This is a genomic window from Enhygromyxa salina, assembly GCF_000737335.2.
In the GTDB taxonomy this organism is placed as follows: Bacteria; Myxococcota_A; Polyangia; order Nannocystales; family Nannocystaceae; genus Plesiocystis; species Plesiocystis salina_C.
Genome location: NZ_JMCC02000014.1, coordinates 20,956 through 46,993, shown reverse-complemented (window position 1 = coordinate 46,993; position 26,038 = coordinate 20,956). Strand labels below are relative to the sequence as shown.

At 66.8% G+C, this 26,038-nt stretch carries 21 protein-coding genes; all 21 read left to right on the top strand.

Translation table 11 applies throughout. The features are described 5' to 3' along the window. The first annotated feature begins 37 nt into the window (after positions 1-37). Positions 38-1,432 (top strand): transcription termination factor NusA, encoded by a 1,395-nt coding sequence (gene nusA / locus DB30_RS07210; RefSeq protein WP_052547243.1) that lies wholly within the window; start codon positions 38-40, stop codon positions 1,430-1,432. Then, positions 1,433-2,041: a YlxR family protein gene (locus DB30_RS43035; RefSeq protein ID WP_052547242.1), complete on the top strand. Its 609-nt coding sequence runs from the start codon at positions 1,433-1,435 to the stop codon at positions 2,039-2,041. It abuts the gene before it with no gap. Beyond that, positions 2,034-4,853: a translation initiation factor IF-2 gene (gene infB / locus DB30_RS07200; RefSeq protein WP_052547241.1), complete on the top strand. Its 2,820-nt coding sequence runs from the start codon at positions 2,034-2,036 to the stop codon at positions 4,851-4,853. Before DB30_RS43035 ends, infB begins: the two co-directional genes overlap by 8 nt. An 8-nt stretch (positions 4,854-4,861) precedes the next feature. After that, on the top strand, positions 4,862-5,317 hold the full coding sequence (rbfA, locus tag DB30_RS07195; RefSeq protein WP_052547240.1) for a 30S ribosome-binding factor RbfA: 456 nt from the start codon (positions 4,862-4,864) through the stop codon (positions 5,315-5,317). Beyond that, on the top strand, positions 5,310-6,416 hold the full coding sequence (truB, locus tag DB30_RS07190) for a tRNA pseudouridine(55) synthase TruB (RefSeq protein WP_052547239.1): 1,107 nt from the start codon (positions 5,310-5,312) through the stop codon (positions 6,414-6,416). The genes rbfA and truB overlap by 8 nt, the downstream gene beginning before the upstream one ends. A gap of 93 nt (positions 6,417-6,509) precedes the next feature. Next, the gene (rpsO, locus tag DB30_RS07185) at positions 6,510-6,779 is read left to right on the top strand and encodes a 30S ribosomal protein S15 (RefSeq protein ID WP_052547238.1); all 270 of its coding nucleotides are present in this window, start codon (positions 6,510-6,512) and stop codon (positions 6,777-6,779) included. 227 nt (positions 6,780-7,006) lie between these two features. After that, a complete protein-coding gene (gene pnp / locus DB30_RS07180; protein ID WP_052547237.1) occupies positions 7,007-9,109 on the top strand; it encodes a polyribonucleotide nucleotidyltransferase in 2,103 nt (700 codons plus the stop codon). Continuing rightward, a complete protein-coding gene (gene dut, locus DB30_RS07175; RefSeq protein WP_052547236.1) occupies positions 9,109-9,600 on the top strand; it encodes a dUTP diphosphatase in 492 nt (163 codons plus the stop codon). Before pnp ends, dut begins: the two co-directional genes overlap by 1 nt. 92 nt (positions 9,601-9,692) lie before the next feature. Further along, positions 9,693-10,664 (top strand): phosphoribosylaminoimidazolesuccinocarboxamide synthase, encoded by a 972-nt coding sequence (locus DB30_RS07170; protein WP_052547235.1) that lies wholly within the window; start codon positions 9,693-9,695, stop codon positions 10,662-10,664. 10 nt (positions 10,665-10,674) lie between these two features. Then, on the top strand, positions 10,675-12,081 hold the full coding sequence (gene purF / locus DB30_RS07165; protein ID WP_052547234.1) for an amidophosphoribosyltransferase: 1,407 nt from the start codon (positions 10,675-10,677) through the stop codon (positions 12,079-12,081). Positions 12,082-12,197: 116 nt separating this feature from the next. Continuing rightward, a protein-coding gene (gene prfB / locus DB30_RS07160) for a peptide chain release factor 2 (RefSeq protein ID WP_338082185.1) occupies positions 12,198-13,326 on the top strand; the annotation gives its coding sequence in 2 pieces (ribosomal slippage) (positions 12,198-12,284 and positions 12,286-13,326; 1,128 coding nt in all). An 8-nt stretch (positions 13,327-13,334) separates the two neighbouring features. Continuing rightward, positions 13,335-15,572, top strand: coding sequence for an FtsX-like permease family protein (locus DB30_RS07155; RefSeq protein ID WP_146658209.1), 2,238 nt, complete (start codon positions 13,335-13,337; stop codon positions 15,570-15,572). 164 nt (positions 15,573-15,736) lie between these two features. Then, entirely contained in the window at positions 15,737-16,483 is a 747-nt protein-coding gene (locus DB30_RS07150; protein WP_420870640.1) for an ABC transporter ATP-binding protein, read from the top strand. A 63-nt stretch (positions 16,484-16,546) separates the two neighbouring features. Next, positions 16,547-19,162 carry an outer membrane protein assembly factor BamA gene (bamA, locus tag DB30_RS07145; protein WP_205632927.1) on the top strand — a complete coding sequence of 872 codons (2,616 nt, stop codon included), beginning with the start codon at positions 16,547-16,549 and terminating at the stop codon, positions 19,160-19,162. Between the two features lie 376 nt (positions 19,163-19,538). Beyond that, positions 19,539-20,111 carry an OmpH/Skp family outer membrane protein gene (locus tag DB30_RS07140; RefSeq protein ID WP_165703657.1) on the top strand — a complete coding sequence of 191 codons (573 nt, stop codon included), beginning with the start codon at positions 19,539-19,541 and terminating at the stop codon, positions 20,109-20,111. Continuing rightward, positions 20,108-20,686: an OmpH/Skp family outer membrane protein gene (locus tag DB30_RS07135; protein WP_052547229.1), complete on the top strand. Its 579-nt coding sequence runs from the start codon at positions 20,108-20,110 to the stop codon at positions 20,684-20,686. The genes DB30_RS07140 and DB30_RS07135 overlap by 4 nt, the downstream gene beginning before the upstream one ends. A gap of 88 nt (positions 20,687-20,774) precedes the next feature. After that, positions 20,775-21,227: a 3-hydroxyacyl-ACP dehydratase FabZ gene (gene fabZ / locus DB30_RS07130; RefSeq protein ID WP_052547228.1), complete on the top strand. Its 453-nt coding sequence runs from the start codon at positions 20,775-20,777 to the stop codon at positions 21,225-21,227. A 68-nt stretch (positions 21,228-21,295) separates the two neighbouring features. Beyond that, positions 21,296-21,859, top strand: coding sequence for a hypothetical protein (locus DB30_RS07125; RefSeq protein ID WP_146658207.1), 564 nt, complete (start codon positions 21,296-21,298; stop codon positions 21,857-21,859). 693 nt (positions 21,860-22,552) lie between these two features. Continuing rightward, positions 22,553-23,887 (top strand): sigma 54-interacting transcriptional regulator, encoded by a 1,335-nt coding sequence (locus DB30_RS07120; RefSeq protein ID WP_052547225.1) that lies wholly within the window; start codon positions 22,553-22,555, stop codon positions 23,885-23,887. Between the two features lie 192 nt (positions 23,888-24,079). Beyond that, complete coding sequence (locus DB30_RS07115) at positions 24,080-25,006, top strand: diadenylate cyclase (RefSeq protein WP_052547224.1); 927 nt, start codon at positions 24,080-24,082, stop codon at positions 25,004-25,006. Next, positions 25,006-26,028 carry a CdaR family protein gene (locus DB30_RS07110; RefSeq protein WP_052547223.1) on the top strand — a complete coding sequence of 341 codons (1,023 nt, stop codon included), beginning with the start codon at positions 25,006-25,008 and terminating at the stop codon, positions 26,026-26,028. Before DB30_RS07115 ends, DB30_RS07110 begins: the two co-directional genes overlap by 1 nt. Positions 26,029-26,038 lie beyond the last annotated feature (10 nt).

Below are 26,038 nucleotides of genomic sequence, written 5' to 3'. Positions count from 1 at the left end.
CCCCCACCAGGTCGCTTTCGTTTCGAGGACAACGAACATGGAAGAGAACGTCAACCTCAGCACGGTCATCGACGCGGTCTGTCAGGAGAAGAACATCCAGCGGGATGTCTTGATCGACACGGTCGAACAAGCTGTGGCGACCGCGGCCAAGCGCGTGTTCGCCGATCGTGAGATCGAGGCCAGCTTCGACCTCGATACCGGCAACGTGAACCTGTTTCAGGTGCTCTACGTGGTCGACAAGGTCGAGCTCGCGATGCGCGAGATCAGCGTGGAGCAGGCCCGCCGGGCCGGGCTCGAGGCCGAGGTCGGCGATGAGCTGTTGTTTCAGATCTTCTATCTCGAAGAGGACCACAAGCAGGCCGAGGCGCAGGCCAAGCAGTACCCAGAGATCCCGGCGCTGCAAAAGGTCAACACCGCGTTCGGACGGATCGCCGCGCAGACCGCCAAGCAGGTGATCATCCAGCGGGTCCGCGAGGCCGAGCGCGAGAACCTCTACGATCGCTACAAGGACAAGAAGGGCGAGCTGATGACCGGGATCGTGCGCCGCTTCGAGCGGGGCTCGATCGTCGTCGAGGTCGACAACGGCCGCGCCGAGGCGATCCTGCCGTCCCGCGACCAGGTCCCGCGCGAGTCTCTGCGCCCCGGTGATCGCATCGTCGCGTACGTCAAGGACGTCGACAAATCGGCTCGCGGTCCGCAGATCATCTTGTCGCGGACCCACAAGGGCCTGGTCGAGAAGCTGTTCGAGCACGAGGTCCCCGAGATCTTCGAAGGCATCGTGCGGATCGAGGCTTGCGCCCGCGAGCCCGGCGCTCGCTCCAAAATCGCGGTGTCGAGCCGAGACCGCGACGTCGATCCGGTCGGCGCGTGCGTGGGTATGCGCGGCAGCCGGGTCCAAGCCGTGGTCCAGGAGCTGCGCGGCGAGAAGATCGACATCGTGCCCTTCGACGAGGATCCGGCCAGGTTCGTGTGCAACGCGATCCAGCCAGCCCAGGTCTCCCGGGTGCTGATCGACGCCGAGCGCCACACGATGGAGCTGGTCGTGCCCGACGACAAGCTCAGCCTCGCGATCGGCAAGAAGGGCCAGAACGTGCGCTTGGCCTCGCGCCTGACCGGCTGGCGGATCGACATCCACTCGCAGAGCAAGATCCGCGAGATGGAGCGACGCAGCCGGGCCGAGATGGCTGCGATCCCCGGCGTCGGCCGCGACCTCGCCGCGCACATGTTCGACTTGGGCTGGCGGTCGCTACGCGACCTCGCCGTCGCCAACATCGACGAGCTCGCGCAGATCGTCGGCAGTGCTGACGCCGCCGACGCCATCATCGACACCGCCAACGACGCGGCCAGCGGCAAGATCGAGCTCGAGGTCGTCTACGACATCGAAGAAGACGAAGACGACCTCGACGCGCCACCACCCGGAGGCGACGTCTGAATGTCGAGCAGGGGTGACCAGCACCGGGCTACGGCCCGGGCGGCCCGGGAGGCCGTGGACAGCGAGCCGCTGCTCGGTCCCGTGCGCATGTGCGCCGGGTGCCGCGTAAGGCGCGCGCAGTCCCAGCTGCTCCGCTTTGGCCTGCGCCCAGGCGCCGGCAGCGAACCTGCCCAGGTCATCCCCACGCTGAGCGCTGGGCGCTCCGGCTCCGGCTCCGGCTCCGGCTCCGGCCGCACCGCCTACCTGTGTCCCCGCCGCGAGTGCCTCGATCGCGCGGTGGGGCGCCGTGTGTTCACGCGGGCCTTCAGCAGCGCCAGCGGCCGGCGGGCCAAGAGCGGCGGCCAGCATGCTGGCCCCCAGATCTCCGGCGCCCCCAGCTGCGACACGATCAGCGCGGTCGGGCCCGCCGCGGCTGACGCCCTGTGGTCCGCCGCCTCCGACCTCCTCCGTCGTGAGATCGATCTGCTCGATCGCTGCGGGGAAAAGACTCACGCTCACCTCCGACGCCGGGGACTCGAACGCCTCTTGTTTGAACTATCATCCCAGCCCGCCCCCTCCGACCGCCGTTCCACCGCGAACCGCCAGGGAGGTACCCCCACACATGGCTAAGATCCGCATTTACGAGCTCGCCAAAGAGCTCGGCACCGAGAACAAAGACCTCGTCAACGAGGTTCGCTCGCTCGGCATCGAGATTAAGGGTGTGATGAGCACGCTGACCAACGACGAGGCCGATCGGGTTCGTCGTAGGCAACAGGGCGCTGGCGGTTCCGCCAGCTCCGCTGCGCCGCCTGCCGCCCCGACCTCCTCTTCCACCGTCACGACTCGCCCAGGGAGCGGTCGCAGCAAGCCTGCGTCCGGTTCGGCTTCGTCCGACGCGAGCTCGGCCCGACCGATCCGCCGTCGGGCCAAGGGTCCGCGTCCGGCGGTCAAGGAGCGCGAGAAAGAACAGGAGCGCGAGCGCGAGGTCGAAGAGGCCCAGCGTGTCGCCGCGCCCGTCGTCGCGCAGCCCATCGTTCGGCCGCGCCTGACCGAGGTTCGCCGGGCCGAGCCAAGCCCGGCGGCGGCGCCGAGCCAACCCAGCAGTCAGGCCGTCCAAGCCGAGTCAGCTGAGGAGCGACGCAGCCCGCCAGCGCCCGAGCCCGGCGACGATAGCCTCGACGACAGCGACGAGGCCAAGATCCCGCCGAAGGTCGGCGATCGCATCGAGCTGCCAAAGGGCACCCGTCGGTTCCGAACTGGGCTCGCCGCCAAGATCGAGCAGCAGGAGAAGGACGAGGAGATCCGCAAGGCCGAGGTCGTCGAAGACGAGCGCCGCGAAGCCGTGGAGGCCAAGCGTCTCGCCGTCGCCCAAGAGAAGGCCGCTGCTGCCGCCGAGGCTGCCAAGCCACCCCCCAGCGACGACGACGATCGTCGGGTCGTGCGCAACGCCGACGGCGTGATCGTGGCCGCCGCGTCCAAGCGATCCGAGCCAAAGATCCTCGGCTTCATCTCGCTGCCGTCCAGCCCGCGCCGCCAACAGGTGATCATCACCGAGGCGAACAAGGGCAAGACCGAGGGCCGCGCGACCGCTCGCAAGCGTCGCGAAGAGCGCTCACAGCAGCGTGGCCGCCGCCCGCGTTCGCGCGTGCGCCGTGACCGGGGCGGCCCCAAGCAAGTCTCGACCATCGAGATGAGCGACGCCAAGAAGCGCATCCGCGTCGACGAGGCGATTCAGATCTCCGACATGGCCCACCAGATGGGGGTCAAGGCATCCAAGCTGATCCGCACCTTGTGGGGCATGGGGATGCGCAACGTGACGATCAACAACGCGGTCGATGTCGAGACCGCGGAGCTGGTCGCGGCCGAGTTCGGCTACACGATCGAGAACGTCTCGTTCCAAGAGGACGAGTTCATCGGCGACTACGAAGACGAAGACGAGAGCCCGCTGCGGGCTCCGGTCGTCACGATCATGGGTCACGTCGATCACGGCAAGACCACGCTGCTCGACTACATCCGCAAGGCCAAGGTCGCCGAGGGCGAGGCCGGCGGGATCACCCAGCACATCGGCGCCTATCGGGTCGAGACCGCCCAAGGTCCGGTCGTGTTCATCGATACGCCCGGCCACCAGGCGTTCAGCGCCATGCGCTCGCGCGGCGCCGCGGTCACCGACATCGTCGCGCTGATCGTCGCCGCCGACGACGGCGTGATGCCAACGACCAAAGAGGCGATCGACCACGCCAAGGACGCCGACGTCCCGGTCGTCGTCGTGATCAACAAGATCGACAAGCCCGATGCCAACGCCGGGCGCGTCGAGCAGATGCTCATGAAAGAGGGCCTCGTCGGCGAGAATTACGGCGGCGAGACCACGATCGCGCACATCTCTGCCAAGACCGGCCAGGGCGTCGAGGAGCTGCTCGAGACCCTCGCGGTCCAAGCCGAGATCCTCGAGCTGCGCGCGCCGATCGACGGCCCCGCGGCCGGCACCGTGATCGAGTCGCGGGTCGACAAGGGTCGCGGCACCGTGGCGACTGTCCTGGTCCAGGCGGGTGAGCTGTGCAAGGGCGACATCGTCGTCGCCAACGAGTTCAGCGGAAAGGTCCGCGGCCTCTACACACCCGCGGGCAAGCGGGTCAAGAACGCGCTGCCGTCCACGCCCGTCGAGGTGCTTGGACTCGACGGGGCGCCGCCAGCCGGCGAGCGCTTCTACGTGGTCGAGAGCGAAAAAGACGCCCGTCAGATCGTCTCGCACCGCCGCGAGCAACGGCGTCGCAAAGAGAGCGTGCTCTCGGGCCCCTCGTTGCTCGAGCGGATCAAGAGCAAGAAGGTCCCGGTCCTCAAGATCGTCGTCAAAGCCGACGTGCAAGGCTCGGCCGAGGCGCTCAAGGAGACCCTCGAGGCCCTCTCCGTCGACAAGGTCCGGGTCGACGTCATCCACGCTGGCGTGGGCGGCATCAACGAGACCGACGTCAAGCTCGCCGCCGCGGCCGGCAACCCGCTGATCATTGGGTTCAACGTGAAGACCGTGGGCAAGGCCTCGCAGCTGGCTGACCACGAGAAGATCCCAATCGAGACCTTCTCGGTCATCTACGAGGCATCGGATCGCATCCGCGAGATGATGATCGATCTGCTCGAGCCCGAGTACCGCGAGGTCGCGCAGGGCGAGGCCGAGGTTCGGGCGCTGTTCCCGATCCCGCGTCTGGGTGTCGTCGCTGGTTGCCGCGTCATCAAGGGCAACGTCACGCGCAGCAGCCACGTCCGCGTGCGCCGGCAGGGCCGCGTCATCTACGAGGGGCGGATCGGCTCACTGCGGGTGTTCAAGGACGACGTCAAAGAGGTCAAGGAAGGCCAAGAGTGCGGCATCGTCGTTGACGGCTTCGCCGAGGTCGAACCCGACGACATCCTCGAGGCCTTCGAGCTCGAGACGATCCGACCGGAGCTATAGGACTCGCCATGGCCAACCGGCGCCAGCAACGAGTTGAACAGCTCCTGCGTCGAGAGATCGCGCAGCTGCTCTTGCGGGGGGAGCTGCGCGACCCTCGGCTCTCACCCGCGAGCGCGGTCAGCATCACGGGTGTCGACATCAGCGGTGATCTGTCGGTCGCGCGGATCTACGTCGACGTGCTCGCCGAGAGCCTGCGCAGCGCCGACGTGCTCGACGCGCTGGCAAGCGGGGCAGGGGTGATCCGCCACAAGATCGGCGAGCGCCTGGTGATGCGTCGGGTCCCCGAGCTCCGCTTCGAGGCCGACGAGAGCATCGCCCGCGGTGCCCGGGTCGAGCGGATCCTGTCCGAGCTGCGTGACACGGGGGCGCTCGAACCCGAAGGGGCGGCGAGCGCGAGCAAGCCCGATCCCGCGGCGGGCGAGATCGGTCGCACGGCGGCCAGTGACGCCCCCGAAGATGGCTAACCGCAAGCGGCGGCGGTCGACCGAGTTCGGCATCCTGTTGATCGACAAACCTCCCGGCCCAACATCTTTCGATGTGGTGGGCTGGGTCCGGTGGGCCTTGAACGAGCGCACCGTCGGCCACTGCGGGACCTTGGATCCGCCCGCGAGCGGTCTGCTCGTGGTCTGCGTCGGCGAGGCGACCAAGCTCGTCGAGCACCTGACCAACGACGACAAGCGCTACCGCGCCCGGTTTGCGCTGGGCCGGTCCACGACCACGGCCGACGCCGAGGGCGAGACCCTCGACACCGCCGAGGTGCCGCCAGGGGCCGAAGCCGAGGGCGCCGAGATCCTGCGTGCCTTGATCGGGGAGCTCGAGCTGCCGCCCCCGGCCTTCTCGGCGGTCAAGCTCGACGGCAAGCGCGCCCACGAGCTCGCGCGCGCCGGCAAGGATCTCGACCTGCCGGCACGCCCGATGGCGCTGCGCTCGATCGAGGTCCTTGGCCACGGGCGCGACGGGGAGGGGGCCTGGATCGAGGCCGAGCTCGAGGTCGCCAAGGGCACCTATGTGCGCTCGCTCGCAGAGGAGGTCGGCCGCCAGCTGGGCTTGCCCGCTCACCTCGCCACGCTGCGCCGGGTCGCCTCGGGCGGCCTGCAGGTTGACGATCCGCGGGTCGTGACGGGGCTCGTGCCGGTCCCGCTGCCCGAGATCGAGGGCCGCCCGCCCAAGTGGCGCGTCCAGTTTCCCAGCGACGGGGACGCCGGCGGCCCTGATTCGGATGATCAGCATGACCAGCGCGACCTCGTGGGCGCGCGTCTGCGCAGCTTCATGAGCGATCCGTGGGATCGACTGCCGTTCCCCGTCAGCCTGCTCCCAGATGCGGGCGCTCACGAACGCCTGATGACACGCATGATCCAGGGCCAGCGCCTGGCGGCCTCGCCAAGCAACTGCGCGGCGCTGGGGCTCGATGACGCAGAGGGCCTGTGCGTGCTCGTTCACCGGGCCGCAGGGCTCATGATGCTCGTCCGGTGCGAGCCGGCCGAGCGTGGCTCCGGCCGCCGCTTCGCGCCGTCGAGGGTCCTTCGCTTTCCGCCGCGGCCAGAGTCGACCTCGGGCCATTGACAGCAGCCCCTCTGATCAGGATGCTGCGCACCTTCGAACGAACAAAGTCGAACGACCAGAGCCGGGGTGGGTCCCCGGAAAAGAGAAACAAACATGTCCCTTTCAGCCGATCGCAAGGCCGACATCATCGGCAAATTCAAACGGCACGACGGTGATACTGCCTCCCCCGAGGTTCAGATCGCCCTCTTGACCGAGCGGATCATCCACTTGACCGAGCACTTCCGTACCCACGACAAGGACCACCATGGTCGCCGTGGCTTGCTCAAGCTCGTCGGCCAGCGCCGGCGACTGCTCGACTACCTGCGCGCGCGTGGGTACGACCGCTACAAAGCTCTGATCGAGGAGCTCAACATCCGCAAGTAGGTCCGCTGGACCGGCCTCGAACGCCGCTCGAACCTCTCGCCGACAGGCCCGCCTGTCGATCGATGGATGAGCGGCGCGCCGGTGTTTGGCGGGTCCGCTTGGATCCGACACCCAGCATCGACATTTGAGGTCGAGCGTGCGCTCGTACCTGCTCGCCGCGGCCAGGTCGCGCCCGCTCAGCGGTGCCCGAGTCTTTTTGATCTGCCTCGGCGTGGGAGCGAGTAGCAATGGAAGTCATACGTGAAATAGCGAAGATCGGCGACAAAGAGATCATTCTCGAGACCGGTAAGATCGCCAAACAAGCCAACTCGGTGGTGTTGACCCTTGGCGAGACGGTCGTCCTGGTCGCCGTGACCATGAGCCGCGAGCCCAAGAACTTGCCGTTCATGCCGCTGACCGTCGAGTTCCGTGACGCCAACGCGGCCGCCGGCAAGATCCCCGGGGGCTACTTCAAGCGTGAAGGTCGGCCGACCGAGAAAGAAATCCTCACCTGTCGGCTCAGCGATCGCCCGATCCGCCCGCTGTTCCCCAAGTCGTACCGCTACGACACCCAGGTGATCGGCAGCGTGCTCAGCAACGACCTGCAGAACGAGCCGGATGTGCTCGCAATGACGGGCGCCTCGGCGGGGTTGATGCTCAGCCCCGCGCCGTGGGCCGGGCCCGTCGCCGGGATCCGGGTCGCGCGTGTCGGCGGCAAGCTGATCGCGTTCCCAACCTTCGACGAGATCGAAGCCTCGGATCTGACCGTGATCGTCTCGTGCACCCGCGACGAGATCGTGATGGTCGAGGCTGGCGCCAAGCAAGTCAGCGAGAGCGACATGATCGACGCGCTGATGTTCGCCAAGGATCAGTCGCTGCCGTTGATCGAGGCCCAGGAGCGGCTGCAAAAGCGCGCCGGCAAGCCCAAGATCGAGTGGAAAGATCCCGAGATCGATCAAGAGTTTCGCACCAACGTCATGGACCGCGCCCGCGCGGACATGACCGCCGCGCTCGAGATCCTTGGCAAGCACGAGCGCCACAGCGCGATCGCGGCGGTCAAGGACAAGGTCGCCGCAGAGCTGGGCGACGCCGCCGCCGGCCGCGAAGAAGAAATCTCCAGCGCGATCGGCAAGCTCGAGAAGCAGCTGGTTCGCAAGTCCACGATCGCGGGTCGTCGCGTCGACGGACGCAAGACCACCGACATCCGCCCGATCTACATCGAGGTTCACCCGCTCACGCGCCCGCACGGCTCGGTGCTGTTCCAGCGCGGCGAGACCCAGGCGATCACCACGACCACGCTCGGGACCGAGCGCGACGCCCAGCGCCTCGACACGATCCGCGGCGACGTCAACAACACCTTCTTGCTGCACTACAACTTCCCGCCCTACTGCGTGGGTGAGGCCCGGCCCATGCGCGGCACCTCGCGCCGCGAGATCGGCCACGGGGCCCTGGCTCATCGGGCGCTCGAGGGCGTGCTGCCAGACAGCGAGACCTTCCCGTACACGATCCGCATCGTGTCGGACACCACCGAGTCCAACGGCTCGAGCTCGATGGCCGCCGTGTGCGGTGGCTGCCTGAGCATGATGGACGCTGGCGTGCCGATCACCGCGCCGGTCGCTGGCATCGCCATGGGCCTGATCCAAGAGGGCGATCAGTTCGCGGTCCTGTCGGACATCCTGGGCGACGAAGATCACCTTGGCGACATGGACTTCAAGTGCTGTGGCACCGCAGAGGGCATCACGGCGCTGCAGATGGACATGAAGATCCACGGTCTGCCCCGCGAGGTGCTCGAGCAGGCGCTCGAGCAAGCTCGGGTTGGCCGCCTGTACATCCTTGGCAAGATGCTCGAGCAGCTCGCCGAGCCGCGCCCGGACATCAGCCAGTACGCCCCGCGCGTCGAGACCGTGTGGGTCAAGATCGACAAGATCCGCTCGATCATCGGCCCCGGAGGCAAGGTCATCCGCGGGATCACCGAGCAGACCGGCGTGGTCATCAACATCAACGATGACGGCCGCGTGACCCTGGCCTCCGCCGACATGAAGGCGATCGATCGGGCCAAGGCGATCATCGAAGGGCTCACCTTCGAGGCCGAGCCAGGCCAGTACTACAACGGCGTCGTCAAGCGGATCGTCGACTTCGGCGCGTTCGTGGAGATCATGCCCGGGACCGATGGCCTCGTGCACATCTCCGAGCTCGAGAATCGCCGGATCGACAACGTCACCGACGTCCTGTCCGAGGGCGACGACTGCATCGTCAAGGTCGTCAACATCGACGACACCGGGCGGATCCGCCTGAGCCGCAAGCAGGCGTTCGGGGTCGACCCGGACGAGGTCCTCAACCTGCGGGGCTGATGTCCCACGCCCGGAAACAGGATCAGGATCAGCACGAGCCCGGACATCCGCCGCTGCAGCTGCGCCGCCTCGACGCGCGCGCGGTGCTGCCCAAGCGGATGACGGCGCTCGCGGCTGGTCTCGATCTCGCTGCCTGCCTGCCCGAGGGTGACGCCCTCGAGCTGGCGGTCGGCGCACGCGCGCTGGTGCCAACGGGCTGGGCGCTGGCGATCGCAAAAGGCTACGAGGGTCAGGTTCGGCCGCGGTCGGGTCTGGCGCTGCGGCATGGGCTGACCGTCCTCAACGCGCCCGGCACGATCGACGCCGACTACCGCGGCGAGCTTCGCGTGCTCTTGGTCAACTTGGGGACCGCGCCGATCCGCATCGAACACGCGACTCGGGTGGCCCAGCTGGTCATCGCGCCAGTCGCAACGGTCGAGGTCGTCGAGGTCGAGGAGCTGCCGCCAAATTCGAAGCGCGGCGCCGGCGGATTCGGCAGCACCGGATCCTGACCTGTCTTCGGCTTGGGTGAGCGTTCTGGCCGTTCTGGGCGGGTCTGCCCTGGTCTGGGCCGCCCTCGCGATTTGAGCTAGCGTCCGCAGCGATGCCACTGTCCCGCGAGACCCTTGCCCGCGCGCTCGCCGAGGATCTGGTCCTCGATGAGCTTCCCGACAGCTTCAACGTGCTCGGTGAACGCTACAGCGGCAAGGTCCGCGAGAACTTCACCAGCGCCGGTGAGCGGCTCATCATTGTCAGCGATCGGGTCAGCGCGTTCGACTGCGTGCTCGGGACCATCCCGTTCAAGGGCCAAGTGCTCAACCAGCTCGCCGCGTATTGGTTCGAGATCACGGGTGACCTGTTCCCCAACCACTTGATCTCGATCCCCGACGCGCAGGCCGTGCGCGCGGTCGAGTGCGAGCCGTTCATGGTCGAGATGGTCGTGCGCGGCTACCTGACCGGCTCGAGCTCGACCAGCATCTGGCGGGCCTACGAGCGCGGCGATCGAAGCTTCTGCGGACACGAGCTCGCCAACGGCATGGTCCGCCATCAAAAATTGCCCGCCAACATCGTCACGCCCACGACCAAGGCGGCCAAGGGCGAGCACGACGAGAACCGCAGCAAGGCCCAGCTCGTCGAGGACGGTGTCATCACTCTGCCCTTGTTCGAGAAGCTCGAGCAGCAGTGTCTGAGCTTGTTCGCGCATGGCCAGCGGCTCGCCGCCGAGCGCGGCCTGATCCTCGTCGACACCAAGTACGAGCTGGGTCGCCGGCCCGACGGCGAGATCGTGTTGATCGACGAGATCCACACCCCCGACAGCTCACGCTACTGGTACGCCGATGGCTACGACGACGCGATGGCGGCCGGCGAGAGCCCGCGCGCGCTCGACAAGGAGTACGTGCGCACCTGGCTGGTCGCGCAGGGCTTCAACGGCGACGGCAAGCCCCCTGCGCTGCCAGACGAGGTCCGGATCGAGGCCGCCGCGCGCTACATCGAAACCTACGAGCGGATGACCGGCCGAGCCTTCGAGCCCGACATGGACCCGCCCGTTCAGCGCCTCGCTGCCAAGCTGCTATAGGTCCACCTCCATGTGTGGCGTGTTTGGCATCTTCAACCATTCCGAGGCGGCGAACTTGGCCTACCTCGGGCTTCATGCGTTGCAGCATCGCGGCCAGGAGTCGGCCGGCGTGGTCAGCAACGAACGCGGCACGCTCCACGCCGTGCGGCAGATGGGCTACGTCGCCGACGTGTTCGATCAGGGCCGGCTCGCCCAGCTGCCGGGTCGGCTCGCCGTTGGCCACGTGCGCTACACGACCGCCGGCGGATCGCTGCCCAAGAACATCCAGCCGCTGACGGTCGAGTACCGCCATGGATCGGTGGCGATCGCCCACAACGGCAACCTCGTCAACGCCAACCAGCTGCGCGAGGAGCTCGAGGCCGAGGGCTCGATCTTCCACACCAATTCGGACACGGAGGTCGTGCTTCAGCTGATGGCGCGCAGCGCCGATCGTGACTGGGTCGAGAATTTGTTCACCGCCCTGGTCCGCCTGCGCGGCGCCTACAGCTTGGTGATGACCGCGGGCGAGCGCTTGGTCGCCGCTCGCGATCCCCACGGGTTCCGGCCGCTGATCCTCGGGCGGGTCAAGGGCGACCACCCGCATCCGCACTACGGCAAGAACGCCTGGGTCGTGGCTTCGGAGACCTGCGCCTTCGATCTGATCGACGCCGAGAAGGTCCGCGACATCGAACCTGGCGAGGTCCTCGTCATCGACGGCGAGGGGCTCCGCAGCAGCCGGCTCAAGCAGCAACCCAAGCGCTTTTGCGTGTTCGAGCACGTGTACTTCGCCCGCCCCGACAGCGTGCTCGACGACGTCGCGGTCTACGAGGCCCGGGTCGATATGGGCCGCGCGCTCGCGCGTGAGCAGCCGGCCGACGCCGACGTCGTGATCCCCGTGCCAGACTCGGGGGTGGTCGCGGCCATGGGCTACGCCAAGGAAGCTGGGATCCCGTTCGAGATGGGGTTGATCCGCAACCACTACGTGGGGCGCACCTTCATCGAGCCCAAGGACTCGATCCGGCACTTTGGCGTCAAGCTCAAGCTCAACGCCGTCGCGCAGCTGCTGCGTGGCAAGCGAGTCGTCGTCGTCGACGACTCGATCGTGCGCGGCACGACGTCGCGCAAGATCGTCAAGATGATCCGGGCCGCCGGCGCCACCGAGGTCCACGTGCGAATCTCGTCGCCGCCGGTCACCGGCCCGTGTCACTACGGCATCGACACACCCACGCGCGCCGAGCTGATCGCGTCGGGCCACAGCATCGAGGAGACCGCGCGCTTCATCGAAGCCGACAGCTTGGGCTACCTCAGCCCAGCGGGCCTGTTGGCGGCGGTGGGGGAGGACGGCGAGGAAAATTTCTGCTCGGCCTGCTTCACGGGCCGGTATCCGGTGCCGCTGGAGACCACCGGGCGGCGACAGCTCCGCTTGATCGAGGTGTGATTTTGGAGCGCGCCGTCTCCCGCTCCAACCGGGTCCCCGGGACCGGGTTGCTGCGGGGCGCGCCTCGTCGGCGCGTCGTTGCACCGGCCGTCCAGACCGGCTAGTTTGCGTCCGCCATGACCGACGCCGCCGCGACCATCCCCGAGCACGCAAAGGTGACGGAGCTCGTGTCTCGCCTCGAAGACCGGATTGGCGAGCTGCGGAGGCATCTTTGACTACCACACCAAGATCGAAAAATTAGAAGAGTTCGAGGTCGCCACGGCCGACCCGAGCTTCTGGGCGGACAATGATCGCGCGCAGAAGCTGCTGCGCGAGCAGGCCACCCTCAAGAAGATCGTCGGAGAGATCGACGGCGCGCAGCAGGTGTTCGACGACGGCCGCGAGCTGTACGAGCTAGGCCGCGAAGAGTCGGACCGCGACAGCATCCTCGAGGCATGGGTTGGGCTCGAGCGCGCCGACGAGCTGCTCGCCAAGCTCGAGTTTCGCCGCATGCTGGGCGGCGCCCATGATCAAGACAGCGCGCTGCTGTCGATCAACGCGGGCGCTGGCGGCGTCGACAGCCAAGACTGGGCAGAGATGCTGCTGCGCATGTACCAGCGCTGGGGCGAGCGCCACGGGTTTGGGGTCAGCGTGCTCGACATTCAAGAGGGCGAGCAGGCCGGCATCCGCGGGGCGGAGCTCTCGATCGAGGGCGAGTACGCCTACGGGTGGCTGCGATCCGAGATCGGCGTGCACCGGCTGGTTCGGATCTCCCCCTTCGACTCGCAGGCCCGGCGCCAGACCAGCTTTGCCAGCGTCATGGTGCTCCCCGATCTCGGCGAGAGCGACGACCTGGACATCGAGGTCAACCCCGCTGATCTGCGCGTCGACAAGTACCGGGCCTCGGGCGCGGGTGGCCAGCACGTCAACAAGACCGAGTCGGCCGTCCGCCTGACCCACGGCCCCACGGGCATCGTCGTCGCGTGTCAGCTCGAGCGCTCGCAGCACAAGAACATGGCAACGGCGATGCGCATGCTCAAGGCCCGGCTGTGGGAGGTCGAGCAGAAAAAGCGCGAGCAAGAGATCAGCGCGCTCGAGGGCGACAAGAAGAGCATCGAGTGGGGCAGCCAGATCCGGTCCTACGTCATCCACCCCTATCAGCAGGTCAACGACCACCGGACCGAGCTCAAGCAGTCCAACGTCAGCGCCGTGCTCGATGGTGACCTCGATCCCTTCATGGAGGCGTTCTTGCTCATGCAAGGGTGAGGGTGACCATGGCCTCCGCTCCCTGGACTCACGCGCTCGAGTGGCGCATCGCCTGGCGACACCTGCGGGCTGGCGAACAGCACCCTCGCTGGGTCGACATGCTGACGCTGGTCAGCGTGTTCTTGCTGTTGGTTGGCGCGGGCTTCGTCGGCTGGGCGGCCCACCTCGGGCCCTCGCCGCTGCCCGGTGAGCAGATGTTCTCGGCCGCGGTCTCGACTGCCCAGCAGCGCCAGTTTGGCGTGTTCGGGGGCGCGAGCATCGCCCTGGGTGTGATGTTGCTGGTGCTGGCGGTGCTGGCCCGGTTCTTCAACCTGTTGGCCACGATCATCACAGAGTCCGTGCTGCTCGGGTGCATGGCGCTGGTCGTCGTGTTGTCGCTCATGAGCGGGCTCGAGGCCGACCTACGCGACAAGATCCTCAATCAAAAGGCCCACCTGCGGGTGTCGGGCAGCGACGGCAATCGGTTCACGGACTACGAGTCGCTCGTCAACGCGCTCGACGAGCTGCCCGAGGTCGCAGGCGCCAGCCCCTACCTCGAGGCCGAGGTCATGGTCCGCAGCGGCATCAACCGGCAGGGGGCGGTGCTGCTCGGGGTCGAGCCCGAGCGCTTGATGTTGGTCTCGAACCTGGCAGAGATCATGCGCGAGGGCAGCTTCGACGCGCTCGCGCACCCCGAGACCATCGCCGAACCGGATCCCTTCTCGACCAGCGATCCCGAGACACCCTGGCGGCTGCGACACCTCGACAAGGCCGAGGTCCAGCTGGGTGAGAAATTGGGTGACAAGTTGGGTGAGAAGGTTGGGCTCACCGGCTCGCTCACGCCAGTCAAGATCGACCGAGCGCTCCCCGATGTCGACGACGACGACGACGACGACGACGACGACCCAGATCCGCGTGCGGGATCCGGTGCGATCGGTGGGCTCAACGCCGGGCGGCTGCCACCGCCAGCAGAGCTGTTTGGTGGGCCTGGCGGCCCTGGCCCGTTTGGGCCAAGTGGGCTGCCGAAGCCATTTCGCGGCGATGATGGCGGAGACGATGGGTGGGAGGATCCCGTCGAGGTGCTCAACCTCGACAGCGCCCCCGCCAACAAGCGCGGCAACAACCTGGCACCCGCGCCGGCTGCCCCCGCGGGGGTCGACGCCGGCGACGATGAGGTCGAGGACAGCGGTGCCGACGACGGCTGGGAAGATCCCGTCGAGGTCCTGGAGATCGAAGACGGCCCGGCCCACAACGAAGAGCAACCCGAAGGTCCGCCCGCAGATCCGCTCGCAGATCCGGGGCCAACACCCGAGTCCGAGTCCGAGTCCGAGTCCGAGTCGCGCCAAGAGGGCGTCGTGGATCCGATCCTGATCGGCCGCGAGCTCGCCAACGAGCTCGCCGTTGGGGTCGGAGCGCGTGTGCAGCTGATCACGCCGGTCGGTCGCTTGACCCCGGCGGGCCGGGTCCCGGGGATCCTCGCCGCCAAGGTTGGCGGGGTGTTCCACTCGGGCATGTACGAGTACGACCGCAAGAACGTCTACACCCCGCTGCCGGTCGCGCAGGCGTTCTTGCGCACGGGTGACCGGGTCTCGGGCATCGAGGTCAAGCTCCACGAGATCGACCGGGTCGACGCGGGCAAGCTCGCCGTCGAGCTCGAGCTGCGCGCGCTCGGACGCTCGGCCCCGCTGCTGCGCCGGACCGTGACGCGGCTCGTCAACAGCATCTCGGACGAGGCCCTGCGCGAGCAAGTGGCGGCCAGCCAGGGCATTTCACTTGGCGAGTCCGAGCTGATCGTAGAGAGCTGGAAGGAGCTCAACCGCAACCTGTTCTCGGCCATGTTCCTCGAGAAGATCGCCATGTTCGTGGCGCTGATGTTCGTGGTCCTGGTCGCGAGCTTCGGGATCTTGGCCTCGAACTTGATGAGCGTGCTCGAGAAGTCCAAGGAGATCGCCATCCTCAAGGCCATGGGCAGCCCCGATCATCTGATCCAGCGGGTGTTCGTGGCCGAGGGCTTGTGCCTGGGTGTACTCGGCGCGATGGGGGGGATCAGCGTGGGCCTCGCCCTGTGCTGGGCCCTGGATCGCTTCGGCTTCCCCTTCAACGAAAACGTCTACTACATCGAGCGGCTCCCCGTCGTCGTCAACCCGGTCGAGGTCGGGGTCGTCGGGGTCGCTGCGCTGGTGATCGTGTTCTTGTCCAGCCTGTATCCGGCGCGTGTGGCTTCACGCATGCGGCCCGTCGACGGGTTGCGGCACCAGGAGAAGTAAACTCTCATGCGCTGGGGTGTAAGCGCGCGGTCCTACCGGCGGCCTCATCGGTCGACTCCCCAGCGTTGACACCCCCGGAACCCGGCTCTAGGGTTGGCCCCGTTTCGCGTCCCGAGATGCCTTCCACCGCTAAAAACGCGCCCGTGCTCGTGCAAGTGCGCGACATGTACAAGAGCTTTCGGCATGGGTCGCGCAAGCTCGACGTACTGCGTGGCGTCAACCTGACTGTCCGCGCGGGTGAGATGGTCACGATCATCGGCGCTTCGGGTGCTGGCAAGTCCACGCTGCTGCACTGCTTGGGCACCCTCGATCTGCCGAGCTCGGGCGAGATTTTATTTCAGCCCGTCGGCGGCGGCACGCCAACCGACATCACGCGGCTGCCCCCGCCCGACCTCGCGGAGTTCCGCAATCGCACGATCGGGTTCGTGTTTCAGTTTCATCATCTGCTCCCCGAGTTTTCGGCGCTCGAGAACGCGATGATGCCGGCCCTGATCGCCCGCACGCCCACCCGCGTTGCGCGGCAGCAGGCCGAAGAGATGCTCGACGCGGTGGGCATGAGCCACCGGCTCGCGCACCGGCCCGGCGAGCTGTCGGGCGGCGAGCAGCAGCGGGTCGCGATCGCGCGGGCGCTGGCCATGCGGCCGCGGCTGCTGTTGGCCGACGAGCCAACCGGCAACCTCGACACGCGGACCAGCGCCGAGGTTCACGAGCTGCTGTTCCGACTCAACCAAGAGCACGATCTGAGCATGCTGATCGTGACCCACAACATGGAGCTCGCGCAGCAGATGCCGCGCGTGGTCCGAATGGCCGACGGCCGCATCCTCGAGGGCGACGGCCAAGACGCCGAGACGCCTCTGCAACCCGCTGCCGCTAGCGCAGTCCCTGCGGCCGCTGGCGCGGCCCCCGAGTGAGCTGTGATCTGTAGGGTTGGTCAGTCTGGCGGCGCGAGCCGGGCCCGCGTAGTGGCGCTGGGCTTGTGGACGCTGGCGCGGAGCGGGCGGGCGCTGGCGCTGGGCGTGCGGCCGCTGGCGCTGGGGGTCGTGGCCTTCGTCATGGCCTTCATGGTGCTGCTCCCGCAGCTCGCGCTCGCCAACAACCCGCCCGGATTTGGTGGGTCCTCGTCGATCGAGCCGGTCCTGCGGCCCGCGCTGCTCGCGTTCGAAGGCGTCGAAGACGACGTCTGGAATCAGCCGATCGCCGAGATCAGGTTCCGCGGAAATCGGCGGGTCGAGTCGGACGCGATGTTGCTCGAGCTCGACAGCAACGTCGGCGAGCTGGTCACCCCCGACAAGCTCGCCCGCGACCTCAAGGCACTGTGGGCGCTCGGCTACTTCGAAGATGTCTACGTCGAGGGCGAGCTCGCGGCTGCCGGCGCGGTCCTGACCTACGTGGTCAAGGAGCGCCCAACCATCCGCAAGCTGATCGTAGAGGGCAACTCCAAGGTCAAGCTCGACGACATCAACGAGATCTTGAATCTCGAGGGCAACTCCGTGCTCGAGCTCGGGGCGGTCAAGGCCAACGTCGAGATGATCAAGGCCCTGTACACCCAAAACGGGTTCTTCTTGGCCGAGATCGACTACGCGGTGCGGCCGGTCGAGGGCCAGCCCGGCAAGGTCGACGTGGTGTTCGTCGTCAACGAGGCCGAAGAGGTCATCGTTCGCAGCATCACGTTCGTTGGCAACACCGCGCTGACCGACGACGATCTGCGCAAGGTCATGATCACCCGGATCGGCGGCTACCTGACGATCGTCAGCAAGAAGTCGGGCGGCGTGTTCAATCGCGAGGCGTTCGTCGCCGACTACGCCAACCTGCGGGCGTACTACGCCGACGTTGGCTACTTCGACGCCGACTTCGAAGACGTCGAGATGGCGCTCAGCCCAGATCGCCGCTTCGTGCACCTCACGCTCGCTGTCGACGAGGGCCCGCAGTACCGGATCGGCGCGATCACGGGCCGCGAGCAGACCCGCGCTGGTGAGGACCCGCTGTTTCCGCCCGCGATCTTGGCGGAGTCGATCGACCCGCTGCTGCGCACGGGTGACGTGGCCTCGGCCGGCAGCTTGCAGCTGATCCAGCAAGACATCGAGCGGCGCTACAAGGACAAGGGCTACGCCTACGTCAACGTCCTGCCGAACTATCAACAGGACCGCGAGAAGCTGCTGCTCTACGTCGACTACCAGATCGACAAGGGCCCGCTGGTCTACATCGAGCGCGTCAACATCTTTGGCAACGACCGCACGGCCGACAAGGTCATCCGCCGCGAGATCGTGCTGACCGAGGGCGACCTCTACTCCGAGAGCGCCAAAGAGGCCACGCAGCTGCGGGTGCTGCGGCTCGGCTACTTCGAGGACGTGCAGCTCTCGACCTCGCGGGGGACCGCGGACGACCGCATCGTCGTCAACGTCGAGGTCGTGGAGAAGTTGACCGGCACCTTCCAGATCGGCGCCGGCTTCTCGACGATCGAGAACTTCGTGCTTCAGGCGCAGATCCAGTACGACAACTTCTTGGGCCGCGGCACCACGGTGACCCTGGTCGCGCAGCTGTCCAGCCTGCGCCGGCTGTTCAACTTCAGCTACTCCACGCGCTACTTCCTCGACAGCAACTGGTGGTTCATCATCAACGTGTTCAACACGTCGAACGTGTACCCCACGTTCACGCGTGGCAGCACGGGGTTCGCGGTGTCCTGGGGGTATCCAATCCCCAAGGTCCGGGGCCTGACCGCGTTCATTGGCTACAACCTGGAGTACGTTCAGGTCGGGTTTGGTGCGGTGGGTGCGGTCGGCGGCATCTTTGCGCCCGGGGCCACGACCGCGCTGCCCGAGCAGTCGCTGATCAACAACTTGTTCGCCAACGGCCTGACCTCGGCCGTGACCGCGCGGCTGGTCTACGATACCCGCGACAACGTGCTGTTTCCGACCTCGGGCATGTTCCACCAGCTCAAGGGCGAGTTCGCCAGCAAGTACTTCGGGTCGGACAACGAGTACAACCGCTACACCTTTGACGCTCGCTTCTACGTGCCGGTCATCAAGACCGAGCGCAGCTTCCGAGCCTGGGTGGTGTTCCGATCGAACTTCCAGATCGGCTACATCCAGAGCCCGACCGATGGCGGCGTCCCGGTGTTCGAGCGCTACTTCCCCGGCGGCATCTACGGGCACGGCTCGCTGCGCGGCTATCGCCTGCGATCGTTGGGCCCGCGGATCTTGGTCCAGAGCTCGCCCAACCCGTCGGCGGCGCTGTTTCCGTTCGAGGTCGGCGGCAACCTGCTGGCCGCCCTCAACCTCGAGCTCGAGTTCATGGTCGTGCCGCCCGCCAACATCAAGGCCGTCGTATTTGCGGACATCGGCAACGCGTTCAACACCGAGGCGCAGTACTGCCAGGAGCCAAACCCCGAGCAGCTCCCGAAGGCCGATCCCTGCACCTCGTTCGCGCTCCAGAGTCTGCGCTACAGCATGGGCTTTGGGTTCCGCTGGCAGTCGCCGATCGGCCCGCTCCGGTTCGAGTGGGGCTTCCCCCTGGATCGCCTGGGCGGCACGTCGCTGCTGGCGCCAGAGGATCCAGTCGTGTTCGAGTTCAACGTCGGAACCGGCTTCTAGCTCACTGTTTTCAGCTCGGGCGAGGGCTTCTCGCCCGCTTGCGGACGCCTTCCCAGACAGGTTCACCTTGGGCAGCGAACTTCCCCGACTGCCGCCGCCGCGTCTGGTCTACTCACATCGATCTGCCCCAAGGCCGCGCTCAGAGCCCCCTTGTAGGGGGCCACACATACGACCGCGCACAAACAGCCCCGAGGAGCGAAGCGACCAGACGCGCCAGCGGCTGCAGTCGGCGAAGCCTAAGGTGCATGCGGGGGTCTAATCATGCGGGGTCCAAACGAGTTTGCACCGGGCCAGTGTGAATCGGGTCGCAACAGGCCCCGTCCCACGCCCCGTCGGCTTGCCCGAGACCAAGACGCCAGGTATGTCCGACTCAATCATGCGCTCGCCACTCCGCTCATTGCTGCTCGCTAGCGCAGTGTTCGCCGCCCCGCTCGCTGTCCCCATGGTGGCACTTGGCGTGGGCATGACGCCTGACCTGGCCCACGCGGCCGTCCCAGAGACCAAGCGGATCGCTATCGTCGATCTTCAGCGGGTCCTGATGGAGACGACGCAGGGCAAGGACTCCAAGAAAGATCTCGAGAAGGCCGTCGCCAAGAGCAGCGCCAAGCTCGAGCGCAAGGCTGCAGACCTGCAAAAGCAGTACGAAGATCTGCAAGCCAAGGCCACGATGTTGTCCGAGAGCGAGCTGATGCGGCGTCAGCAGGACCTGATGGTCGCCGAGCAAGAGCTGCAAGAGCTCTACGCGGGCGCCCAAGAGGACTTGGCCAAGAAAGAGGGCCTGCTCATGGAGAAGATCTACAAGAACGCGTCGGCGATCGTGCAGTCGATGGCGGCCGAAGAGGGCGTTCAGATCGTCTTGGTCCGCTCGGAGCTGACGGTGCTCTACGCCAACCCCCAGCTGGACATCACCAACAAGGTGATCGTCGCCTACGACAAGAAATTCAAATGACCAAGCCAAGCAAATTGCCATTGGGTTCGAAGCTGGGTCGGCTGTCTCAGCTCGCTCTGTTGTCCGTCGCCATGTTCGGCACGACCTTGGCCGTGAGCGCGGTCGAGCCAACCGCCAAGGCCGCCAGCGTGCCCGAGATCGGCAAGGTCGCCGTCGTCGACATGCAGCGGATCCTCAACGAGACCGCGGCGGGCAAGAAAGCCCGCAAGGATCTCGAGACCAGCTCGCTGGCCAAGCAAAAGAAGCTCGACAAGCGCCGCGAGAAGCTCGAGGCCGACCAAGCCAAGATCGGCAGTCTGAAGGGCGACGCGCAGCAGCAGGCCGCAGAGAAGCTGCAGCGCGACTACTACGAGCTCCAGAGCATGTACATGACGCTCCAGCAGGAGCTGGCCGAGCAAGAGGGTCGCACGCTCGAAAAGATGTACGCGAACTGCCAGATCCTGGCCAAGGAGCTGGCCAAAGACTTCAGCTTGGACCTCGTGCTGATCCGCGATCAGTCCACGGTGCTGTACGTCGCGAACGGCGTCGACCTCACCGATGAGGTCATCAAGCGCTACGACAAGCAATACAAGTAGGCGACGGCCGACTGCGCAAGAGCCGATGGTGGGATGCCGTCGGCTTTTTCGTTATGCTCGGCCGCTCCTCACCTGCGCCGTATCGCCAATGGCCCTCGACATCATCCAGATCCAAGAGATGCTCCCGCATCGGTACCCGTTCTTGTTCATTGATCGGGTGTTGAGCTGGGAGGCAGAGCAGTCGATCCACGCGCGCAAGCTGGTCTCGATGAGCGACCCGATCTTGCAGGGGCACTTTCCGGGTCATCCGATCCTGCCCGGCGTGGTCCAGGTAGAAGCCATGGCCCAGGCGGCCGCGCTGCTGGCCCAGGTCTCTGGTGCGTTTGATCCAGCCACGCAGCTGTGTCTGTTCATGGGGATTCAGGAGGCCAAATTCCGCGCGCCGATCGTGCCGGGGGACGTGCTCGACATTCACGTCGAGTCGCACCGCTTGGGGCGCATCGGTAAGTTCTCGGGCCGGATCGAGGTCGAGGGGGCGGTCCGCAGCAGCGCCAAATTTACCGCGATCATCGAGACGCGCCCCGACCCGGAGGCCGCCTGATGTGGCGGGCCCTGACCGTCTGTCTGGTGGCCACGGTTGTGGCCGGGTGTGGCGGGCACGCTCGCTCTTTGGTTCGCTCCAGCGGAGATCTCGGCAAGTCGGTGCGTCGCGGCGATCGCGACAGGATCGACGAGCATGTGCTGCCCGCCACGCGCTCTCGGATCGACTACGCGGTCCTGCTCGAGGACGCGTCCGGTTGGGGGGAGCGGTTGGGGCGTCCAACCGGCGCGCGACCCGAGGCGTTGCTCTATCTGGCCAACGACGAGGTCGTAGAGGCAGTTTGGACCGACAAGGGGTGGCGCTTCGCCAGCGATCCAACTGAGTACTTTGGGCAGTCAACGCCTCGCGAGGCGTTGCGAAGCTTGGTGCGTGCGAGCCGCGAGGGCAGGTGGGACGTCATGCTCGACCTGGCGCCACGCCGGTACCGAATGGGTCTCTCGGAGCAAGACCTCACCTTGGCGTGGACAGAGGGTCCGCAGGCGCCGGCCCTGAACGAAGCCCGAGATCGCCTCGCCGAGCGGCTCGCTGGCACGATCCGAGCGGACGCGCATCAGGCCATCTTGGACCTTGGCGATGGCGAGTTCGCTCGGCTCGAACGCGAAAAAGATCGCTGGGTCGTCGTCGATTTCTAGCTGATCTCATCTAGATGCGGCGATCCATGGCCGCGTCGTGCGGTTCGGCGAAGGGGTCCCGCCTGAGCCGAAAATGGCTACATTGTGGGTGGAGGTGCTCAACTGGAGCACCGGTTGCTAAGTTTGGATGCTGCATTAGCCTCGATTCGTAGGCCGATGTTGATTCGCGAAACCCCCACCCTGACACCACTGTCCCGGTTTGACGCAACCGGGACGGCAAAGGGCATGGATCCTGGGTGCCAAGAATTTGGGTGGGAACGCCAAGTAGGCGAGAATTACGGTCATCTCAGCCAACAAGGCGCGCATGCGCGCTTGGATTATGAGTTGCATTATTTGTCAGCGCGGTCACACCCGACCGACACAGAGAGGACGGCACCATGGCACACTCAGTGAGCATTCACCGCCCCCGTAAACGCAAACCCGCCCGCTTCGTCGAGGAGCGGCCTGTTCTTCAGCTCCCGCTCCGCGCGCCAGAATGGCAGGAGCCCCCCAACCGCGAGCGAGTCGAGCCCGACGCTGATCGGGGAGTCGCGGTGATCGACTTCTTCATCTGAGTCCGATTCGACACAGGCGCTGTACGAGCTGCCAGCGGGCGCGAGTCGCCATGGGTTCCAAAGGGACGGCCAACGCCGTCCCTTTTGCATTGGTTGGTCGGCGCGCCAGTCGGGGCGCGCCAATGATAGCGTTCGTGACGTGGCGCGAACCAACGAGCAGGTCCCTTCGACGGTGGCTGTGGACGACGGACCGGAGCTCGCGCACCACGGCTACCGCCTGCTGATCCTCTCGGGTGAGCTGCGAGGCCGCGAGGTCGAGATCGTCAAACCCGTGGTCACGATGGGTCGCTCCCGTCAGTGCGAGGTGGTCTTGCCGGACGTCTCGGTGAGTCGTGTGCACGCCGAGATCCGCCGCGAGGGTGATCGCTACCGACTGCTCGACCGCGAGTCGTCCGCTGGAACGTTCCTTGGTGGCTCGCGGATCAAGGACGCGTTCCTGCGTCCAGGCGACGAGCTGCGACTCGGCGCGCTCGAGCTGCGCTTTGTCCCCCGCGATCGTCAGCCCGAGCTGTTGCCGAGCGAAGCCGAGCGATTTGGCCCGGTGCTTGGACGCAGCCTCGCCATGCGCCGGGTGTTCGCGGTGCTCGAGCGAGTCGCCGATCGGGACGTGCCCGTGCTGCTGCGCGGCGACACGGGCACCGGAAAGGACTTGGTCGCGCGGGCGATCCACGAGGCCTCGAGCCGGCGCGAGCAGCCCTTCGTCATCGTCGACTGTGGCGCGCTCGCGGCAGACCAGATTGAAGCCGAGCTGTTTGGGGTGCGCGACGATCCCACGCGTCGCGGTGCGTTCGCGCTCGCTGATCGGGGCACGCTCTTGCTCGATGAAGTTGGCGAGCTCCCCGCCGATCTTCAGCCAAAGCTGCTGCGCGTGCTCGAGACCGGGCGCTTTCGCCAGGTTGGCGGCAGCGAGGAGCTCGCCGTCGATGTCCGCGTGCTCGCGGCGAGCAATCGAGAGCTGCTGACGCCGGGTGACGAGGACGGGTTTCGTGAAGACCTCTACTTCCGCCTCGCGGTCGTGAGCTGCGAGCTCCCGCCGCTGCGTGAGCGACGTGACGACATCTCGATGCTGATCGAGACCTTCTCTCGCCGGTTGCCACCTGGCATGTGGCGTCCACCCGGGCCCGAGGCGATGGCGCGGCTGATTGGCTACGACTGGCCGGGGAACGTTCGCGAGCTGCGAAACGTGGTCGAGCGCAGCGCCTACTTGTCGCCGGATGGCGTCATCGATCTCATGGCGTCGGACCGCCGCGGCGAGCCGGACGCGCGCGTGGTGTCCTTCGATCCCACCTTGACCTTCCGAGAGCAAAAAGAGCGGGCGGTCGAGCGCTTCGAGGAGGCCTATCTGCGCTGGTTGCTCGAGCGTGCGGGCGGCAACATCTCTCGCGGCGCCCGCGAGGCCGACATGGATCGCAAGTACTTGCACAAGCTCCTGCGTCGCTATGGTATCGACGCCAAGCAATTTGCCAATCGCTAGCAGCCCGTGGTGTAATGCATCGTGTCGCCTCGCGCCGGAATTTTCGTCGAGGGCGCGGAGCCAAAACGCCGCTGTGGTGGGCCCACTGCAAGTTTTGGCGACAAAGCCCTCGGCGAAAAGGCCAAGCGAGGCGGCGCGAGGCATTGCACCACGGGCTGCTAGGGAGCCAGCGGGAGGCCGGAGGATGCAGGCTTGACCCTCGCGGATCTGTTCTCGGCGCTGACTTGGCGCGACGTCGTCGACTTCGTGCTGTTGTTCGCGCTCGCGTACGCGGTGCTGCGTCTGCTCAAGGGCACGCGGGCGCTGCCGGTGTTGATCCTGGTGGCGCTGTTGGCCGCCGCCGGGTTCGTCGCGCGCGAGCTCGAGATCGTCGGTGTGGGGGTGCTGCTCAAGTACTTCCTCGAGTACATCATCATCATCCTGATCGTGGTGTTTCATCAGGAGCTGCGGCGCCTGTTGGTGCGCGTCGGGCAGCGCTTGATGCCACAGGCGCGGCGGGAGGCGGCCGAGACCGCGGTCGAGACCTTGGTTGGCTCGTGCGAGCGGCTGAGCAAGGCGAGGGTCGGGGCGCTGTTCATTCTCGAGGGTGAGCTCGACGTGTTGGAGGGGTGCACCGACGTCGGCAAGCGCATCGACGCGCCGCTTCATGCCGAGACGCTGGTTGCGCTGACGCTCCCGCACTCGCTGAACACCGCGCACGACGGCGCGATCTTGATCCGCGAATTTCGGATCGAGCGGGCCGGCGTCGTGTGTCCGCTGTCGACTCGAGATCTCGATCCGCGGTTTGGGACCCGACATCGCGGGGCGATCGGCGTGAGCGAGGACTGCGACGCGCTGGTGATCGCGCTGTCCGAGGAGCGCGGTGACATCCGCGTGGTCGAGGGCGGCGTGATCAGCGAGCCGGTCGACTCGATCGGACTCGCAGAGCGGATCTACGCGTGGATCGATCGCCCGGCACCCACGGCTGCGGCCGTGGCGGCCGGAGCCGCTGCGGCCTCGTCGAGTCGCTTGGACATGCGGGTGGAGCCCATTGGTTCGGAGCGAGCGTCTGACTCGGACGCCGAGCCGGTCTCCGATGTGGGCGCGAGCACCAGCGCGGGCGCCGGGAGGATCGGTTGATGTCCGACGACGCCCAAACCAGTTGGGTCCGGCGCGGGGGCACCCTCGCGATCGAGGTCGCTACCAAGAACTGGGGCACCAAGATCATGGCGTTTTTTCTGGCGCTGATCGTGTTCATCGTGACGCGCGACGAGGTCACGCGGAGCTTCACGATCCCGCTGCGTGTCATCGAGGATCCCGATCGGGTGTTGCTGACGACACCGCCCAAGACAGTGGAGCTGCAGCTGCGAGGCCCGTGGGTCAACGTCAACCGGATCGCGGCGGTGGAGCTGGGCACGGCGACCTTGGATCTGCGCGAGGTCAGCCCAGGCCCGATGGAGCTCGATCCAGCCTCGATCGTGATGCCGCCCGGCGTGGTGCTCGACACGCTCGAGTACGATCACGTCGATCTTCGGTTCGAGGCGGTCATCGAGCGCAAGCTAGCGATCGTTCCGATCGTGGTCGGCGAGGTCGGCCCCGACCATCGCTTGGTCGGCACCCGGGTGGAACCGGACAGCTGGATCGTGCGCGCGCCTGCCTCGGATCTAGCGGGCATCGAGCAGCTGCGCACGACGACCTTGGACATCAGCGGCGCGACGAGCAGCGTGCAGACCCAGCTCGTGCTCGAGGCACCGCCAGTCCGGCTCAATTTTCTAGGCGTGCCGACCGGGGATCTACCCACGGTGCGGGTCGTCGCGGAGGTCGCGGATGTGATCGGCGAGATCGAGCTCGAGGTCGAGACCAGCGAGGCGCTGCGCGAGGCGCTGCCCGAGCTCGCGCCCAGTGTCCTGCCTGGCGCCGAGCGAGTGAGTGTGCGGGGACCTCGCGCGGTGCTGGGCACGCTCACGGGGCTCGAGCACGCGCTGCGCCCCACGATCGAGGTCGAGACGTCGAGCCAGCGTGGCGCCCCAATCTCCGTGACGGTGCGCTTCGAGTGGTCCCCCGACGTCCCGACCGCCGCGGCCGAGCAGCTCTCGATCGTGCCGCCGCTGATCCGCCTGCGCCTGTCCCCGCAGGGCGTCGAGCTGTCGGACCCCAACTGAGCGGGTCGAC

Coding starts and splice junctions, on each gene's coding strand:
- dut (WP_052547236.1), top strand. CDS start 9,109: ATGTCCCACGCCCGGAAACAGGATCAGGATCAGCACGAGCCCGGACAT.
- DB30_RS07140 (WP_165703657.1), top strand. CDS start 19,539: ATGCGCTCGCCACTCCGCTCATTGCTGCTCGCTAGCGCAGTGTTCGCC.
- truB (WP_052547239.1), top strand. CDS start 5,310: ATGGCTAACCGCAAGCGGCGGCGGTCGACCGAGTTCGGCATCCTGTTG.
- DB30_RS07155 (WP_146658209.1), top strand. CDS start 13,335: ATGGCCTCCGCTCCCTGGACTCACGCGCTCGAGTGGCGCATCGCCTGG.
- DB30_RS07150 (WP_420870640.1), top strand. CDS start 15,737: ATGTACAAGAGCTTTCGGCATGGGTCGCGCAAGCTCGACGTACTGCGT.
- DB30_RS07110 (WP_052547223.1), top strand. CDS start 25,006: ATGTCCGACGACGCCCAAACCAGTTGGGTCCGGCGCGGGGGCACCCTC.
- rbfA (WP_052547240.1), top strand. CDS start 4,862: ATGGCCAACCGGCGCCAGCAACGAGTTGAACAGCTCCTGCGTCGAGAG.
- DB30_RS07135 (WP_052547229.1), top strand. CDS start 20,108: ATGACCAAGCCAAGCAAATTGCCATTGGGTTCGAAGCTGGGTCGGCTG.
- DB30_RS43035 (WP_052547242.1), top strand. CDS start 1,433: ATGTCGAGCAGGGGTGACCAGCACCGGGCTACGGCCCGGGCGGCCCGG.
- rpsO (WP_052547238.1), top strand. CDS start 6,510: ATGTCCCTTTCAGCCGATCGCAAGGCCGACATCATCGGCAAATTCAAA.
- purF (WP_052547234.1), top strand. CDS start 10,675: ATGTGTGGCGTGTTTGGCATCTTCAACCATTCCGAGGCGGCGAACTTG.
- fabZ (WP_052547228.1), top strand. CDS start 20,775: ATGGCCCTCGACATCATCCAGATCCAAGAGATGCTCCCGCATCGGTAC.
- nusA (WP_052547243.1), top strand. CDS start 38: ATGGAAGAGAACGTCAACCTCAGCACGGTCATCGACGCGGTCTGTCAG.
- DB30_RS07170 (WP_052547235.1), top strand. CDS start 9,693: ATGCCACTGTCCCGCGAGACCCTTGCCCGCGCGCTCGCCGAGGATCTG.
- pnp (WP_052547237.1), top strand. CDS start 7,007: ATGGAAGTCATACGTGAAATAGCGAAGATCGGCGACAAAGAGATCATT.
- infB (WP_052547241.1), top strand. CDS start 2,034: ATGGCTAAGATCCGCATTTACGAGCTCGCCAAAGAGCTCGGCACCGAG.